This window comes from Serinicoccus chungangensis, assembly GCF_006337125.1.
Taxonomy (GTDB): Bacteria; Actinomycetota; Actinomycetes; order Actinomycetales; family Dermatophilaceae; genus Ornithinicoccus; species Ornithinicoccus chungangensis.
In genome coordinates, this window is sequence record NZ_CP040887.1 from 3,447,868 (window position 1) to 3,463,442 (window position 15,575).

The window sequence follows — 15,575 nt, forward strand, 5'->3', positions numbered from 1 at the left end:
CGGCGTTGACGACCACCTCCCCCCGTCCGCACCGGACGCTCCGTCCCCGGTGCCTGCCCGCCTCGGCCCTGGCGCTCGTGCTCTGGGCGAGCCTGGTCGCCACCCTCCTGGGCGGACCTCTCGTGGGTCCTCCGGCGTCGTCCGCGGCCGAGCTCCCCTCGACGTCCGAGACCACCGAGGTCTCGGTGCTGCTCGACGACGTGGACCCGGTCGTGCTCGTCCCGGGTGAGCCCGTGACGCTGACCGGCCGGCTGCTCAACCACGGCTCGGTCCCGCGCCGGCTGACCTCGCTCACCGCCACCCTCTCCCCGACCTCGTTGACCTCGCGGGACCAGGTGGGCCGGTGGCTCGACGGCGACCTGCCCCGAGGAACCGAGCTGGTCCTCGGGGACGACACGGTCGGGCCGGTCGTGCCCGCCAGCGGTGCCGTCCCCTTCCAGGTGGAGGTGCCCGCCTCGGTCACCGAGGACCTGCCCGACGCCGCCGGGGTGCTGCCCCTCGTCATCAGTGCCACCGAGGAGGACGCCGGGTCCGGGTCGGCCGCGGCCGACGCCGAGCTGCGCTCCACGCTCTCGAGCGCCGGCCGCGACGACATCAGCACCCCGCTCGAGACGGCCTGGGTGGTCCCGCTCACGCTGCCCTCGGATCCCGGTCTCTTCAGCCCGGTCGATGACGAGCACGCCGGCGCCTGGATGGACGCCATCGGCCCGGAGTCGACGGTGACCGGGTGGCTGGAGGACCTCGACGTGCCCGGCACCACCTACGTCGTGGACCCGTCCACGGTGCTGGCCCAGCAGCCCGCCCCGGGCATCGCGACACCCCGGGAGGGCACGGTCGAGCAGACGCCGACCCCGGCGCCGCAGCCACCGGCGACCGCCACGGCGACACCCACCCCGAGCAGCACCAGTGGTGCGGACGGCACGACCGCACCGGACCAGACCGTGCCGGCGCCCGTGCCCGACGACAGCTCCGCCACCACCTCGCCGGAGGAGACCACGCCGCCGCCAGACCCGTCCGACGCCGACGAGGAGGACGTCCGGTCGGCGGCCGCGACCCTGGCCACGACGCTGGCCGGGCTGCCGGACGACCAGCTGTGGTGGCTCCCCCGCCACGACCCCGACCTGGACCTGGTCCGTCGCCGGCAGCCGCCCAGGGACGTCGTGGCCGACCTGTTCGCCCCGTCCGTCTCGGCCGCCGATCCCCTGGTGCTGAGCACCGGACGGCACGACGTGGCCTGGCCGGTGGAGGGTGCACCGGAGCCCGGGGAGATGGCGCAGATGACGGCGCTGGTGCGCGGCGTGGACGCGGAGCTGCGGGTCGTCGTCCTGCCGCGCGAGAGCCTCACCGCCGACTCCTCCGCCCTGCCGCGCCGGGGGGCCGCGCCCCTGGAGCGGCCCGGGGGCCTGGTGGCCCTCGGTGCCGACTCCTGGACCAGCGCCCTGGTCGCCCACAGCCCGCAGGAGGCCCAGGAGCGGGGTGCCGGCGCGGCCGCCCAGCACCTGCTCGCCCATACCCTCGGCACCCATCTCGAGGACCCCACCGAGGTGCGCGAGCTCGTCGTCGCCCCGCCGCGGCGGACCCCGGCGAGCGCCGAGGTGCTCCAGCAGCTCAGCGACGGCTGGCAGGAGGCACCGTGGCTGAGGTCGGTCTCGGCCCAGGACCTCCTGGACCGGGCGGAGGGCAGCCAGCCGCTGAGCCTGACCGGGGAAGGACCTCAGGAGGCCGTGCTCGGTGACCTCGTCCAGCACCTGGCGACGCAGGCCAGCCCGGTGGACCCCGAGCGCGCGGAGGCGCTCGCCGTGAGCGCCACGCAGCTGGACGACCTCTCCGTGGTGCTCGCGGACACGACGGCGCTGGACTCCTGGCGCCCCGTGCTCGACGCGTTGTGGTCGGTCGCCTGGCGCGGTGACGAGGACGGATGGCTGCAGACCCGCGCGGTGGTGCGCGACGACCTCCAGTCCACCCTGGACGGCGTCTGGGTCACCCCCAGCACCGTCAACTTCCTCACCAACCAGGGCGACATCGGCATCACCGTCGTCAACGACCTCGGCGTCGCCGTCGAGGGTGTCGCGCTCGAGCTGGTCGCGACCAACGGCCGTCTCCAGGTCATCCGGCAACCCGACCCCGTCGACATCGGTGCCGACAGCCGGGCGACCGCGTCCGTCACCGCACGGTCCATCACCCGCGGCGAGACCACCCTCGTCGCGCAGCTGAGCACCCCGGACGGGACGACCCTCGGGGAGCCGGTCGCGATCGAGGTGCGGGTCCAGCCCACCGGCCTGTGGGTCTACTGGGTCCTGGGCGGCGTGGCCGGCCTGGTCCTCGTCCTCGGCCTGGCGCGGGCCTGGCGGAGCACGCCCCCCGGTCCGGCCTCGGGCTCCGGGCCCGCCCAGGGAGGAGCCCCGTGAGCGGCGGCGGCACCGGGTCGAGCTCGTCCCTGGCGCGCTCCAGCGCCATCATGGCCGGCGGCACCCTGGCCTCCCGCCTGCTCGGGATGGCGCGCATGGCGCTGCTCGGCATCGCCATCGGTGTCCTCACCCCGGCCGGGAGCGTGTGGGACACCGCCAACACCATCCCCAACACCATCTACCTCCTGCTGGCGGCGGGCGTCTTCAACGTCCTGCTGCTGCCGCAGCTGACCCGGGCCATGACCCGCGGCAGGGAGGGGCAGGAGTACAGCGACCGGCTCATCACCCTCTCGGTCGCCATCTTGACGCTGGGCACCGTCGTCTTCACCGCGGCAGCCCCGCTGGTGACCAAGGTGTACGCCCTCTCCTGGGCGTGGGACGACCCCAAGCTGCAGCTGGCGGTCGTCTTCGCCTACCTGTGCATCCCGCAGATGCTCTTCTACGGGCTGCACACGGTCATGGGGCAGATCCTCGCGGCCCACCACCGGTTCGCGGCGTTCACCTGGAGCCCGGCCCTGGCCAACGTCATCGCCATCGCCGGGATCGTCGTCTTCATGCGTCGCTACCCCGACGCGGGCACGATCGCGCTGCAGGACTGGACCCCCGGGATGATCGGGCTGCTGGCCGGCTCCGCGACGCTCGGCATCGTGGTGCAGGCGCTCGTCCTCGTCCCCGCCGTCCGGGCCACGGGGTTCCGGTGGCGTCCGCGGTGGGGCCTGCGGGGAGTCGGCCTCGGGACGGCCGGGGTCATGGCCGGCTGGGCGCTGGCCGACATGGCCGTCTCGCAGGGCGGCATGCTCGTCGTCACCAACCTGCTCAGCGACGTCATCGACCAGGTCCCGGACGCGCCCGGCAAGATCACCTACACCTACGCGTTCTCCCTGTTCGTGCTCCCGCACTCGCTCATCGCGCTGTCGCTGCTCACCGCCATCTACCCGGTCCTGTCCCAGGACGCCGCCCGCGACGACCTCACCGCGATGGCCGAGCACACCTCCCGAGGGCTGCGGCTGCTCGGGTCGGCCATGGTGCCGATCGCCCTGGGCATGATGCTCTTCGCGCCCCTGCTGGTGCGTGTCGTCTACTTCGGCAGCACCCCCGCCGAGCACGCCGCCATCGCCGCCATCGTGGTCGCGATGGTGGTCGGGCTGGTGCCCTACGGCGTCTACCTGCTGTGCTCGCGCGTCTTCTACTCTTTCGAGGACGCCCGCACCCCGTTCCTCTTCCAGGTCGCCATCACCTCGGTGCTCCTGACGGTCTGTCTGGTCGCCGCCTTCGCCGCGCCGGCCCGGGTGGCCATCCTGCTCGGTCTGGGCCAGGCCCTGGGCCAGACGACCGCCGCGGTCCTGGGACTCCGCGCGGCCCGTCGGCGCCTGCCCGCGCTGGGCCTGCGGTCCACCGGGGCCACCTACCTGCGCGCGGCCGCCGCGGCGCTGGTCGCGCTCCTGCCCGCCTGGCTCGCCATGCGGCTGCTCGACCGCGGCGCCCCGCCCGACCCCACGTCGACCCAGCCGCAGGGGGTGGACGCCTTCCTCAGCGCGGCGGTCACGCTGACGGTGGCGGGGACCCTCTTCTTGCTCGTGTATGCCGTGCTCGCCCACCGCTTCGGGGTGCGCGAGGTCGGTGACGTGGCCTCCCCCCTCCTCCGTCGGGTGCCGGGGCTGCGCCGGTTCGCACCGCGAGGGGCGAGCGCCGCGATCGTCGCCACGGACCCGGCCGGCGTCGACACCACGGCGGCCGCGGACGCCGCCTCCTCCCTCTCCGGTCTGGAGGAGCCGCCGCACGGCGGCACGCCGACGGATCCGCCGGCCCCGGACGGCGCGGCGACAGCGGCCCGGCCCGCAGGTCGCGGCACACTAGGGTGGGACGACCACCGCACCCGCCCAGGAGAGGACACCAGCATGGATCGGCTCGAGGTCGGCACCCGCCTGGGTGACCGCTACGTCCTCGACGAGCTGCTGGCAGAGCGCGAGGGCGGGGGGCTGGAGTACTGGTCGGCCAAGGACGGCACCCTGGGTCGGCTGGTCGCCGTGACCGTCCTGCCCTCCGAGGGTCCCTCCGCGGAGGTCGCGGCCGCCGTGCTGGACGGTGCCCGGCGGGTCGCCTCCGTCGACGACCCCCGGCTGGTGCGGGTCCTCGACGTCGGTGACGAGGACGGCCTGTGCTGGATCATCGAGGAGGGGTTGTCCGAGGCCGAGTCCCTGGCCTCGTTGGTCGAGGAGCACCCGCTCCCGGCGGAGGAGGCTCGGCGCCTGGTCGGGGAGAGCGCCGCCGCCCTCGAGTCGGCCCGGCGCCGCGGGCTGCACCATCTCTACCTCAACCCGCACTCGGTCCTGCGCACGAGCGACGGCGCCGTCAAGGTCTCCGGGGTCGGGGTCGCCTCGGCCCTCGAGGGCACCGACGACGTGACCGCGGACGAGGCCTCGCTCATCGACTCCGCCGACCTCGTCTCGCTGCTCTACACCGCCCTCACGGGTCGGTGGCCGGGCGAGGACCTGGCGGGCGTCCGCCCGGCCCGGCGGCTGGCCGACGGCACGCTGCCCGCGCCCTCGGAGCTGGTCTCCGGCGTCCCGGGTGACCTCGACGCCCTGTGCCGGCTGGCGCACGGGTCCGAGGCGGACCTGCACGCGGCCCCGCACACCCCGGGCGAGCTCGTGCGTCAGCTCTCGCCCTGGTCGCCCGAGATGGTGCGGGGCACTCCTCCGGGAGAGCTGACCACCCCCGGGGGCAACCGGCCCTCCGGCGGCCGCACCGACGACGCGCGGCGCCAGGCTGCGGGTGCCTCCGCGGCGGCCGGAGCGGCCGCCGGCGCAGCGGTCCACGGCACGGAGTCGGGCGGCCCGGCCACGGACGCCACCGACGAGGTCCCCCGCCCCTACTACCGGACCGAGGCCTCCACTGCAGCAGCCGCAGGGGCGCGACCGGCGCGCTCGGACGACACCATGGGCGGGCTCCTGCGCGGCGGCGAGGCCAACCAGGCGCGGGCGGAGCAGGCGCGCACCACGACCACGACCCAGGCACCCCGTGCCGCGGCCGCGTCCGGTGCGGGCCTGCCCGAGGAGCGGGGCACCGGGGCGCAGACCGCCATGGTGCTCGTCATCACCCTCGCCCTGCTCGGCATCGCGATCTTCCTCGGCTGGGGGGTCCTGCGCGGCCTCGGTGGCTCGGAGGAGGACCCGGGCACCGCGGGTGCGACGAGCTCGCCGACGCAGCAGCCCGAGGCGGGCGACGACGCCGCGGCGACGAGCGACGCCCCGCCGCAGGACACCGAGCAGGCGGAGCCGGCCCCCGAACCGCAGGGCCCGGTCAGCATCGAGGGCATCACGTCCTTCGACCCCGAGGGTGACGGCGACGAGCGCAACGACCTGGCCCCCCTGGCCGTCGACGGCGACGAGGGCACCGAGTGGACCTCGCACACCTACCTGTCCCAGGACTGGGGCTCGCTGAAGAGCGGCACCGGGCTGGTGCTCGACCTCGGTGACGACACCGAGGTGTCCGAGGTGGAGGTCGTGCTCGGTGAGGGTGACGTGGGCGCGACGCTCTACGTGGCGGACAGCCCGGCGCTGGAGGGCGCCACCGAGCTGGGCAGCGAGGACTCCGCCGAGGGGACCTGGACGGTCTCCCCCGACGAGCCGGCGACCGGGCGCTACGTCATCGTGTGGTTCACCCGGGCCTTCGCCGGACCCGAGGGTGAGATCGTGCGGGTGGCCGAGATCACCGTCCGGTGAGCCCGACCGGCACCGTGAGCAGCGCCTCCGAGCTGGCCGGACTGGATGACCTCACCCTCCTGCGCCGCCACCAGGAGGGCGATCACGAGGCCTTCGGAGAGATCTTCCGCCGCCACCGCGACCGCATGTGGGCGGTGGCCCTGCGGACCACCCGCGACCCCGAGGTCGCCTCGGACGCCGTGCAGGACGCCTTCCTCAACGCCTTCCGGCGCGCCGGGTCCTTCCGCGGCGACGCCCAGGTCACCACCTGGCTCCACCGCATCACCGTCAACGCCTGCCTGGACCGCCTGCGTCGGAGCAGGCCCACCGTCGAGCTCGAGGGTCACGAACCGGTCGACCCCCGGGACCGCCACACGTCGGTGGAGGTCCGCCTCGACGTGCAGGACGCCCTCGCCCGGCTCCCCGAGGGGCAACGACTCGCCCTGGTCCTCGTCGACATGCACGGCCTGAGCATCGTCGAGGCGGCCGCCGTCCTGGAGGTCGCCGAGGGCACGGTGAAGTCCCGCTGCTCCCGCGGTCGCGAGGCGATGGCCCGGCTGCTGCACCTCGACGCGCAGGAGGACGGGCGGTGAGCGTCGTGTCCCGGCCCCGCGAGGGAACCACGCCCTGGTTCTGCTCGTCGTACCCCCGTGGGCCGCACCAGGGCCCCGGGTCCGGGCCTGACCCCGCACCCGACGCGACCGCGACGCACGAGGAGAGGAGGTTCTTGCGCCATGCCTCCCGTTGACCCGCCCGAGGGCCAGGACCCCGACGCCCAGGAGCACGATCCCACCGGCGTCCGCGCCCTGCTCTCCGGGCTCCCCGACCCCGGGCCCATGCCGGAGCACCTCGTGCACCGCATCCAGACCCGGCTGGAGGTCGAGCGCGAGCACCTCGCCGGCGCGGCCGCCGAGAACCCGCTGGCCGGGTCGGCGGACCGGGTGGTCGACCTCGCCGCAGAGCGGGGTCGGCGACGCCCGGGCCGGACGCTCGGGCTGCTGGGCGCCGCTGCAGCAGGGCTGGCCATCACCACGGTGACCTTCACGCAGCTCCTCGGGGGCACCGGTACCGGCGACAGCGGGGCCCTCGCGCAGTACCCCTCCCGGGCGGAGTCGGGAGACGAGTCGGCGGCCGACGAGGAGGACCTGCAGGGCTCCGAGGACGCCCCGGGTGAGCCGCTCGCGGAGGGGCCGGAGGCCGGTGGCGCCGTGCAGGACGACCGCACGATGCCGTCCGAGGACGAGCAGGCCGAGGGCGCCGACGGCCTCGGCACCCTGAGCGAGGTCTCCATCCCTACCGTCGTCCCTGATCTGGGCGTGGTGGTCCACGAGGACTACGTCGCGCGGATGCAGGTCAGTGCCACGGATTCTGCGGCCGACACCCCGACCTCGCTGACCTCGGCCCAGGCCACGCAGTGCTGGGGCGGTGTCCCTGCAGCGGCCGCGTCGCGCTGGGAGCAGCGGTATGCCGCGCACGCACGGCTGGAGTCCGGAGCGGGCCAGGAGGAGGTCGTCGTCCTGCTCGGCCGGTCACCGGACGGCAGCGGGCATGCCTGGATGGTCCCGCACGCCTGCGTGCAGCGACCCGGTGTCGCTCCCATCGAGCCCGAGGGCGACCCCGTCGAGGGTCCCTGACCACCCGCGGACCCCGTCTGCGAGGCCGTCACCGCACCGGCAGGGCCCCTGGAACAATGTCGTCCTAGGATCGGTTGACCCCGACGTCCGGACCATCGATCCGCCGTGCACACCCCGCGAGGAAGGCTTCCATGACCATCGACCTGCTGCCCCGCCCCAGCGGCTCCGGCGGTGGTGACGCCACCTCGCTCCGCGAGGTCATCATCATCGGCTCCGGGCCCGCGGGATACACCGCCGCCGTCTACGCCGCGCGCGCGAACCTCGCGCCCCTCGTCTTCGAGGGCAGCGTCACTGCCGGGGGCGCCCTCATGAATACGACCGAGGTGGAGAACTTCCCCGGTTTCCCCGAGGGGATCATGGGTCCGCAGCTCATGATGGACATGCGGGAGCAGGCCGAGAGGTTCGGTGCGGAGCTCGTCCGGGACGACGTGGTGGAGGTCGACCTCAGTGGGTCGGTGAAGCGGGTCACGGACGCCGAGGGCACGGTCCACGAGGCGCGGGCGGTCATCCTGGCGATGGGCTCTGCCTACCGGGAGCTGGGTCTGCCCCGCGAGCACGAGCTGTCCGGGCACGGCGTGTCCTGGTGTGCCACCTGCGACGGCGCCTTCTTCCGCGACCAGGACATCGTGGTCGTCGGCGGCGGGGACTCGGCGATGGAGGAGGCGACCTTCCTCAGCCGGTTCGCACGCTCCATCACCGTGGTCCATCGCCGGGACGAGCTGCGGGCCAGCCGGATCATGGCCGAGCGGGCCCAGGCCGACGACAAGATCTCGTTCGCCTGGAACTCCGCGGTGACCGAGCTGCAGGGCTCGCCCAAGCTCACCGGGGTCCGGCTGGCCGACACGGTCACCGGTGAGCAGCGTGAGGTCCCCGCCACCGGGTTGTTCATCGCCATCGGCCACGATCCCCGCAACGAGCTCGTCCGCGGCCAGGTCGAGCTCGACGACGAGGGCTACGTCGTGGTCCGCGGTCGCGGGACCGAGACCAGCGTCGAGGGCGTCTTCGCCTGCGGCGACCTCGTCGACCACACCTACCGCCAGGCCATCACCGCCGCCGGCACCGGATGCGCGGCCGCGCTGGACGCCGAGCGCTTCCTGGCCAGCCGAGACCACGCCCAGGGCATGACCCACCACCTCGCAACCGCTGTGACACAAGGAGATTCATGAGCATCAGCAACACCACCGACGCCACGTTCACCGAGGACGTCCTGCAGCACGACGGGCCGGTGCTCGTCGACTTCTGGGCTCCCTGGTGCGGTCCGTGCAAGATGATCGCCCCCATCCTGGAGGAGCTCTCGCAGGAGTGGGGCGACAAGCTCAAGGTCGTCAAGCTCAACACCGACGAGAACCCGCAGATCACGCAGAGCTACGGGATCACCGGCATCCCGACGATGCACGTCTACTCCGGGGGCGAGGTCGTCAAGACCATCGTCGGGGCACTGCCCAAGAAGAAGCTCGCCAACGAGCTGGAGCCGTTCACCGGCTGACCAGTCACGATGAGGGCGCCTGAGCCGCCCGTCATCCACAGCCGTCCACGGGGTTTATCCACAACCCTGTGGACGGCTTTCTCGTGCGCGCCAGACTTGGTGGGACCTGCCGTGATCAGCGATGATGGAGGCCTCATGAGAGATGACGAGGGTGCGCTCGGTTGGCCGGGCGGGGACGACGACCGCAGCGATGTCATCGAGGGGTTCACGGTCGGCGCCCTGGGGTGGCCTGTCCCGGCTCCGACCCACGACAGTCCTGACGGCGACGACGTTCCACGTGGAACGGGTGCCGCTACTGTTCCACGTGGAACCGGCCCGGCCGGGACGGCGAACGACACCGGTGTTTCGGACGCCCCCCGTGACTCGTCGGCGGTAGGCGTGGCAGAGGACCTCGGGGCAGCTGACGCTGCCGAACCCTCCACGGCAACTCCTGTTCCACGGGAAACCGCGGTCGCAGACAGCACTGTTCCACGGGAAACCACGGCTGACGAGCGCGCCCGCGCTGCTCCACAAGAACCCGCTGCCACAGACAGCCTCCAGAGCCCCACGTCCCCGGTCGCTGCGTCGGCTCGTCCTCCCGCGCAAGACCGACCCTGGCACGGCACGCGCATCATCACGGTGTCCAACCAGAAGGGCGGCGTCGGCAAGACGACGACCACCGTGAATCTCGCGGCAGCCATGGCCGCGAGCGGGCTCCGCGTCCTGGTCATCGACATGGACCCCCAGGGCAACGCCAGCACCGCGCTGTCGATCCCGCACAGCAGCGGGACGGCAGGGATCTACGACGTCCTCATCGACGGCGTGCCCCTCGCGGAGGTGGTCCAGCCCTGCCCCCAGGTACCCCATCTCGAGTGCGCCCCGGCCACCATCGATCTCGCCGGTGCCGAGATCGAGCTCGTCCCCCTGGTCGCCCGGGAGAACCGGTTACGGCGGTCCGTGCAGACCTATCTCGAGTCGGTCCCCGAGCCACCGGACCTCGTCCTCATCGACTGCCCGCCGAGCCTCGGTCTGCTCACCGTCAACGCCTTCGTCGCCGCGCGCGAGCTGCTCATCCCGATCCAGTGCGAGTACTACGCCCTCGAAGGGCTCAGCCAGCTGCTGAAGAACGTCGACCTCATCCAGCAGCACCTCAACGCCGACCTGCACGTGTCCACCATCCTGCTGACGATGTTCGACGGCCGGACCCGCCTCGCCTCCGACGTGGCCGACCAGGTCCGGGAGCACTTCGGCGACCGGGTGCTGCGGACCGCCATCCCCCGCTCCGTGCGCATCAGCGAGGCGCCCAGCCACGGCGAGACCGTGATGACCTACGACCCGACCAGCACGGGCGCCCTGTCCTACGCCGAGGCGGCCGCCGAGATGCGCCGCACGAAGGAGATGTCATGACCGACCGACGACGTGGACTCGGCAAGGGCCTGGGTGCCCTCATCCCGCAGCAGCCCGCGGGCAACGCAGACCGACCCCGTGACGTCTTCTTCCCGCGGGCCGACAGCACCTCGGCGTTCTCGGGCCATGCGACCGCGACCGCCACGTCCACCGCCGCACCAGGTGAGGACACCCGGTCGTCCGTCTCGCCGACGCCGGCCGATGCCCCTGGGTCCACCGACCATTCCCTCTCTGGTTCCACAGGAAACCGCAGCGTGCAGTCGGAGACCGGTGCCGGTTCCACGGGAAACCGCAGCGTGCCCACGGAGACCGGTGCTGGTTCCACGGGAGACGACGGCATGAACGCAGCCGGCGCCGATGACGGTGGCCCTGCTCTCGCACCGGTCCCCGGAGCATCCTTCGCCGAGATCGACCTCGGCCAGATCCGCGCCAACCCGCGGCAGCCCCGCTCCGTCTTCGACGACGACGACCTGGCCGAGCTGGTCAGCAGCATCCGCGAGCTGGGTGTCCTGCAGCCGGTCGTCGTCCGCCCCACCGACCCCGACGAGGTCGCGGGCGGTGAGCCGCCGTTCGAGCTGGTCATGGGCGAGCGCCGTCTGCGGGCGTCGCGAGCGGCCGACCAGACCACGATCCCGGCCATCGTGCGGGCCACCGACGACGAGCACATGCTGCGGGACGCGCTGCTGGAAAACCTGCACCGTGCCCAGCTGAACCCGCTCGAGGAGGCCGCGGCCTACCAGCAGCTGCTCGAGGACTTCGGCTGCACCCACGACGAGCTGGCCGGCCGCATCGGCCGGTCACGGCCGCAGATCAGCAACACCATCCGGCTGCTGCGCCTGCCGCCGATGGTGCAGCGGCGGGTGGCGTCGGGGGTGCTCAGTGCCGGGCACGCCCGGGCTCTGCTGGGTCTCGCCGACGGAGCCGCGATGGAGCGGCTGGCCCAGCGCATCGTGGCCGAGGGACTCTCGGTGCGCTCCGTCGAGGAGATCGTCATGATCGGCGACGACGAGCGGCCGACCCGGCGCCGCGCCGCCGGCGCCTCCGCCTCACCGGAGCTGGAGCGGATCGCCAGCTCGCTGTCGGGGCGTCTCGACACGCGGGTCCAGGTGTCCATGGGGCGCCGCAAGGGCAAGATGGTCATCGAGTTCGCGGGCCAGGACGATCTCGAGCGCATCCTCGACCTGCTGGGACGGGACGAGCTCAGCCCTTCGTCGACGTCGGACTGACGCCCCGCCCGCCGCGGTCGCACAGCCCCGGGTGATGCCTGCGGGCCGTCCGGCGCGGGGTCAGGGGCGCGAGGACCGTCGGCGGCGTGCGGGCCGTCCCCGGCGTCCACGCCGCGGCCCGGGCTGGTCCGCGGCCTCACCCGCGTCCCTTCCGCCCGCCGGGCGGACGATCTCCACGACCCGGACCGGACCGGCGACCGTCCCCTCGGCCAGCACGTGCACCTGAGCCTGGGTCACGCCGTGCCGCCGCAGCACCGGTCGGGCCTGCTCGAGCTCGGCCGCGGCCGCCTCACCCTTGAGCGCGAGCAGCCGGCCCTCGTCCGCCAGCAGCGGGAAGCCCCACCTGATCAGCTTGTCCAACGACGCCACCGCGCGGGCGGTGACGACCGGCGCCTCCAGGTCGACGTCCTCCGCCCGACCACGGTGCACCGTCACGTTGTCCAGGCCGAGCTCGGCGACGGCGTGCTCCAGCCACGTGGTGCGGCGCAGCAGCGGCTCCACGAGGTGCAACCGCAGGTCGGGGCGGGCGATGGCGAGGACCACGCCGGGCAGGCCGGCACCCGACCCGATGTCCACGACCTGCTCGTCCTCCCGGCACAGCACCTCGACCACGGCGCAGTTGAGCAGGTGGCGCTCCCACAGCCGACCGGTCTCGCGCGGGCCGATGAGGCCGTGGCTGATGCCGGTCGTGGCCAGCAGCTCGGCATACCGCACCGCCACCGGCAGCCGCTCGGCGAAGATCTCCCGCGCCTGCTCCGGGGGCGGTGGCGCGGCACCGGTGCCCGGCACGTCGTCAGTCAGCCGGCAGGATGACGACGTAGCGCGAGGGCTCCACGCCCTCGGACTCCGAGCTGAGCCCAGCCGCGAGGACCTCGTCGTGCACGACCTTGCGCTCGAAGGCGGTCATCGGCTCCAGGTCCCGGCGCTCCCCGGACTCCTTGACCTCGGCGATCGCGCTGCGTGCCTGGGCCACCAGGGCGCTACGGCGGTCGGCGCGGTAGCCGGCCACGTCCAGCATGAGGCGGCTGCGCTCTCCGGTCTCGGCCTGCACGGCCAGCCGGGTCAGCTCCTGCAGCGCCTCGAGGACCGCACCGCCCGGGCCCACGAGACGGCGCGGGGCGGCACCGTCCTCGGAGTCCACGAGGGCGACAGCGGCGCGGTCGCCGTCCACGTCCACCTCGAGGTCGCCGTCCAGGTCGGCGATGTCCAGAAGGGTCTCCAGGAAGTCGGCGGCGACCTCTCCCTCCCGGACGAGGTCGGCGGCGGCGTCCCCGCCGCTGGACGACGTCGACGCGGCGGTTGTGACCTCGGTCACATCCTGGTCGGCGGCGTCCTCGGTCGGAGCCTGCTCGTCCTGCGCGGGCTGCTCGGTCGGAGCCTGCTCGTCCTGCGCGGGCTGCTCGGTCGGAGCCTGCTCGTCGGTGGTCGCGATGTCGGTGTCGTTCGTGGTGCTCATCTGCACTCCTGTCTCGAGGGCGGTCGGGTCGGTGGGGCGCGGGGCCGCGCGCCTCGTCAGCGCTTCTTGCGGCGCTTCTTGCTCTTCGGCTGGGCCCGCTGGCCGGCCACGCGGGCCTGCATCTGCGCCTGGGCCGCTTCGCGCTCGGCCATGAAGTTCGGGTTCTTGAGCTGGACGCCCAGGGCGGTCTTGCCCTTGCGCGCCATGCGGGCCTTGTACTTCTCCTCGGCCGGGGTGTTGGGCGCCGGCATGTTGCGGATGACGAAGAACTGCTGCCCCATGGTCCAGAAGTTGCTGACGGTCCAGTAGATGAGCAGCGCCACCGGGAAGTTGACACCGGTCACGGCGAAGACGATCGGGAGGACGTAGATGAGGATCTGCTGCTGCCGGGCCATCGGGCTGTTGAGGGCCTCGGGCGACATGTTCTGCCGCATCAGCTGGTGGCTGGTGATGAACTGCGTCCCGGACATCACGAGGATGAGGACCAGGGAGAGGATCTTGGCCGACAGGTCCTGGTCGTGCAGGAAGGTCGAGGTCAGACCGGCACCGAAGATCTCCGATCCGGCCATCTTGCTGGCCAGCTCACGGGTGAACAGGCCCAGCGGTTCGATCTCCCCGCGCGAGACCGTCTCCGCGGTGTTGAGCAGCCGGAAGAGCGCGAAGAAGAACGGCATCTGGATGAGGATGGGCAGGCACGCCCCGAACGGGTTGGCCCCCGCCTCGCGGTAGAGGCCGAAGGTCTCCTCCTGGAAGGCCTTCTGGCTGGCCTGGTCCTTCTTGCCCTTGTACTTCGCCTGGATCTTCATCAGCTCGGGCTGGACGATCTGCAGGCGTCGTTGGCTCTTGATCTGCCGGATCATCAGCGGCGTCAGCAGCGCCCGCAGCGTCACGACGAGGCCCACGATGGCCAGCACCCAGGTCCACCCACTGGTGTCCGGAAGACCCATACGGGTCAGCAGCCACTCCAGCCCCACGAGGATGGCGGAGTCGAACCAGATGAAGGGGAAGAGGAGGGTGTCGAAGAATCCCATGCGGTCCTCAAGGTCGGCGGTGTGCGGCAGGGCCGCCCACCGAGGTGGAGGGCCCGGGGAGGTCCCCGGACGGGTCGGACGTGGAGGCGGCGGTATGCCGTGGCGGCACGTGGTCGACCCCGCCGGCCGCCCACGGGTGGCAGCGCAGGACCCGGCGCACCGTCAACCAGCCACCCCGCACCGGACCGTGCCGTTCGAGCGCCGTCACGCCGTAGGCGCTGCACGAGGGGTAGTAACGGCATACCGGACCGAGCAGTGGAGAGATCGTCCACTGGTAGACCCGCACCAGCCATACCAGAGGACGAGCGAGGAGGCTGCGACGTTCCCCGGGTCCCACGCCACCGCGGTGCACGTCGCGCAGCTCCGGAACGGCGCCTCCGGGCGGCTGCCCGGTCACGCCGACCTCGTCAGGACACGCCCGAGGGCGTGGTCGAGGGCCGCGCCGAGCTCGGCCGTCGTGGCCCGCGACGCGGGCGGCAGCGCGCGGACGACCACGTCCGAGGCCGGTGGGAGGTCGCCCGTCCGGGCGGCCACGAGGTGCCGCAGGCGACGAGCGGTGCGGTTGCGCACCACGGCGTTGCCGACCGCCTTGGACACGACGAAGCCCACCCGCGGGCAGGCGCCGCCGGACGCGACGGCCGTCGCGTCGGGTCGGGGCAGGGAGACGTGCACGACGAGGAGGTCGGTGCCGGCCCGGCGACGTCGGCGTCCGTCACCGCGACCACGGAGGACCGAACGGACGTCCTCACCCGAGGTCAGGCGGTGACGGCGCGCAAGCACGGACGCAGCGCCGGCGGGGCCGACGACTCAGGCCGAGACGGAGGAACGGCCCTTGCGGCGACGAGCGTTGAGGATGCTGCGTCCCGCACGGGTGCGCATGCGCAGGCGGAAGCCGTGCTTCTTGGCGCGACGGCGGTTGTTCGGCTGGAAGGTGCGCTTGCTCATCACTACTCCGGTCGGTGCTGGCGGTACGGTCGGCAGGGCCGGGTCGGCCGCCAACGGAAGCCCGCGCGCATGGGCGGGGTCGTCCAGGCACGGGCAGGCGAAAGCGGCCGAGAAACGGCCTGCTCCACGGTACGGGAGCGCGTCCTCGCCGGTCAAACCGCGCCGTGCCCCGTGACCGACGCAGGGCAAACCTCCGCATCTTGCCGAGGGCGCGCGTGCCGGCGTCGACGACACGCCGGGCGACCCACGATCGCCCCACCTGGCCACTTGCGGGTCGCGGTGCCCGCTTGTTAGCGTCG

General features: G+C 73.1%; 14 protein-coding genes. 8 read left to right on the forward strand and 6 right to left on the reverse strand.

All coding sequences use genetic code 11. The annotated features are described in order from the left end of the window. The first annotated feature begins 5 nt into the window (after positions 1 to 5). The 8 genes from FHD63_RS16030 (at position 6) to FHD63_RS15820 (ending at position 11,844) form a co-directional block, all read left to right on the forward strand. A complete protein-coding gene (locus FHD63_RS16030) occupies positions 6 to 2,408 on the forward strand; it encodes a DUF6049 family protein (RefSeq protein WP_158296821.1) in 2,403 nt (800 codons plus the stop codon). After that, a complete protein-coding gene (locus FHD63_RS15790; RefSeq protein WP_158296822.1) occupies positions 2,405 to 6,133 on the forward strand; it encodes a murein biosynthesis integral membrane protein MurJ in 3,729 nt (1,242 codons plus the stop codon). Before FHD63_RS16030 ends, FHD63_RS15790 begins: the two co-directional genes overlap by 4 nt. Next, entirely contained in the window at positions 6,130 to 6,705 is a 576-nt protein-coding gene (gene sigM, locus FHD63_RS15795) for an RNA polymerase sigma factor SigM (RefSeq protein WP_139722883.1), read from the forward strand. The genes FHD63_RS15790 and sigM overlap by 4 nt, the downstream gene beginning before the upstream one ends. Before the next feature lie 141 nt (positions 6,706 to 6,846). Then, positions 6,847 to 7,746, forward strand: a complete 900-nt coding sequence (locus FHD63_RS15800) for a hypothetical protein (protein ID WP_139722884.1) — start codon at positions 6,847 to 6,849, stop codon at positions 7,744 to 7,746. Positions 7,747 to 7,877: 131 nt separating this feature from the next. Then, positions 7,878 to 8,912 carry a thioredoxin-disulfide reductase gene (gene trxB / locus FHD63_RS15805; protein ID WP_139722885.1) on the forward strand — a complete coding sequence of 345 codons (1,035 nt, stop codon included), beginning with the start codon at positions 7,878 to 7,880 and terminating at the stop codon, positions 8,910 to 8,912. Continuing rightward, positions 8,909 to 9,232: a thioredoxin gene (trxA, locus tag FHD63_RS15810; protein WP_139722886.1), complete on the forward strand. Its 324-nt coding sequence runs from the start codon at positions 8,909 to 8,911 to the stop codon at positions 9,230 to 9,232. The genes trxB and trxA overlap by 4 nt, the downstream gene beginning before the upstream one ends. A 618-nt stretch (positions 9,233 to 9,850) precedes the next feature. Beyond that, positions 9,851 to 10,618, forward strand: a complete 768-nt coding sequence (locus FHD63_RS15815) for a ParA family protein (RefSeq protein ID WP_476748627.1) — start codon at positions 9,851 to 9,853, stop codon at positions 10,616 to 10,618. A gap of 338 nt (positions 10,619 to 10,956) precedes the next feature. Then, positions 10,957 to 11,844: a ParB/RepB/Spo0J family partition protein gene (locus tag FHD63_RS15820; RefSeq protein WP_338056407.1), complete on the forward strand. Its 888-nt coding sequence runs from the start codon at positions 10,957 to 10,959 to the stop codon at positions 11,842 to 11,844. A gap of 60 nt (positions 11,845 to 11,904) precedes the next feature. Here FHD63_RS15820 and rsmG read toward each other — a convergent pair whose 3' ends face one another. The 6 genes from rsmG to rpmH are packed head-to-tail and all read right to left on the reverse strand — an operon-like array spanning position 11,905 to position 15,276. Continuing rightward, positions 11,905 to 12,633, reverse strand: a complete 729-nt coding sequence (gene rsmG / locus FHD63_RS15825; RefSeq protein ID WP_139722888.1) for a 16S rRNA (guanine(527)-N(7))-methyltransferase RsmG — start codon at positions 12,631 to 12,633, stop codon at positions 11,905 to 11,907. Positions 12,634 to 12,637: 4 nt separating this feature from the next. Continuing rightward, entirely contained in the window at positions 12,638 to 13,300 is a 663-nt protein-coding gene (locus tag FHD63_RS15830; protein ID WP_139722889.1) for a Jag family protein, read from the reverse strand. A gap of 56 nt (positions 13,301 to 13,356) precedes the next feature. After that, positions 13,357 to 14,331 (reverse strand): membrane protein insertase YidC, encoded by a 975-nt coding sequence (yidC, locus tag FHD63_RS15835; protein ID WP_139722890.1) that lies wholly within the window; start codon positions 14,329 to 14,331, stop codon positions 13,357 to 13,359. A gap of 7 nt (positions 14,332 to 14,338) precedes the next feature. Beyond that, entirely contained in the window at positions 14,339 to 14,728 is a 390-nt protein-coding gene (gene yidD, locus FHD63_RS15840) for a membrane protein insertion efficiency factor YidD (RefSeq protein WP_338056408.1), read from the reverse strand. After that, on the reverse strand, positions 14,725 to 15,111 hold the full coding sequence (gene rnpA, locus FHD63_RS15845; RefSeq protein ID WP_139722891.1) for a ribonuclease P protein component: 387 nt from the start codon (positions 15,109 to 15,111) through the stop codon (positions 14,725 to 14,727). The genes yidD and rnpA overlap by 4 nt, the downstream gene beginning before the upstream one ends. Positions 15,112 to 15,138: 27 nt before the next feature. Then, positions 15,139 to 15,276, reverse strand: a complete 138-nt coding sequence (rpmH, locus tag FHD63_RS15850; RefSeq protein ID WP_139722892.1) for a 50S ribosomal protein L34 — start codon at positions 15,274 to 15,276, stop codon at positions 15,139 to 15,141. Positions 15,277 to 15,575 lie beyond the last annotated feature (299 nt).

Excerpts from the sequence above, each read along its gene's own strand:
- trxB (WP_139722885.1), top strand. The coding sequence starts at position 7,878 with ATGACCATCGACCTGCTGCCCCGCCCCAGCGGCTCCGGCGGTGGTGAC.
- yidC (WP_139722890.1), bottom strand. The coding sequence starts at position 14,331 with ATGGGATTCTTCGACACCCTCCTCTTCCCCTTCATCTGGTTCGACTCC.
- FHD63_RS15830 (WP_139722889.1), bottom strand. The coding sequence starts at position 13,300 with ATGAGCACCACGAACGACACCGACATCGCGACCACCGACGAGCAGGCT.
- trxA (WP_139722886.1), top strand. The coding sequence starts at position 8,909 with ATGAGCATCAGCAACACCACCGACGCCACGTTCACCGAGGACGTCCTG.
- rpmH (WP_139722892.1), bottom strand. The coding sequence starts at position 15,276 with ATGAGCAAGCGCACCTTCCAGCCGAACAACCGCCGTCGCGCCAAGAAG.
- FHD63_RS15820 (WP_338056407.1), top strand. The coding sequence starts at position 10,957 with ATGAACGCAGCCGGCGCCGATGACGGTGGCCCTGCTCTCGCACCGGTC.
- FHD63_RS15800 (WP_139722884.1), top strand. The coding sequence starts at position 6,847 with ATGCCTCCCGTTGACCCGCCCGAGGGCCAGGACCCCGACGCCCAGGAG.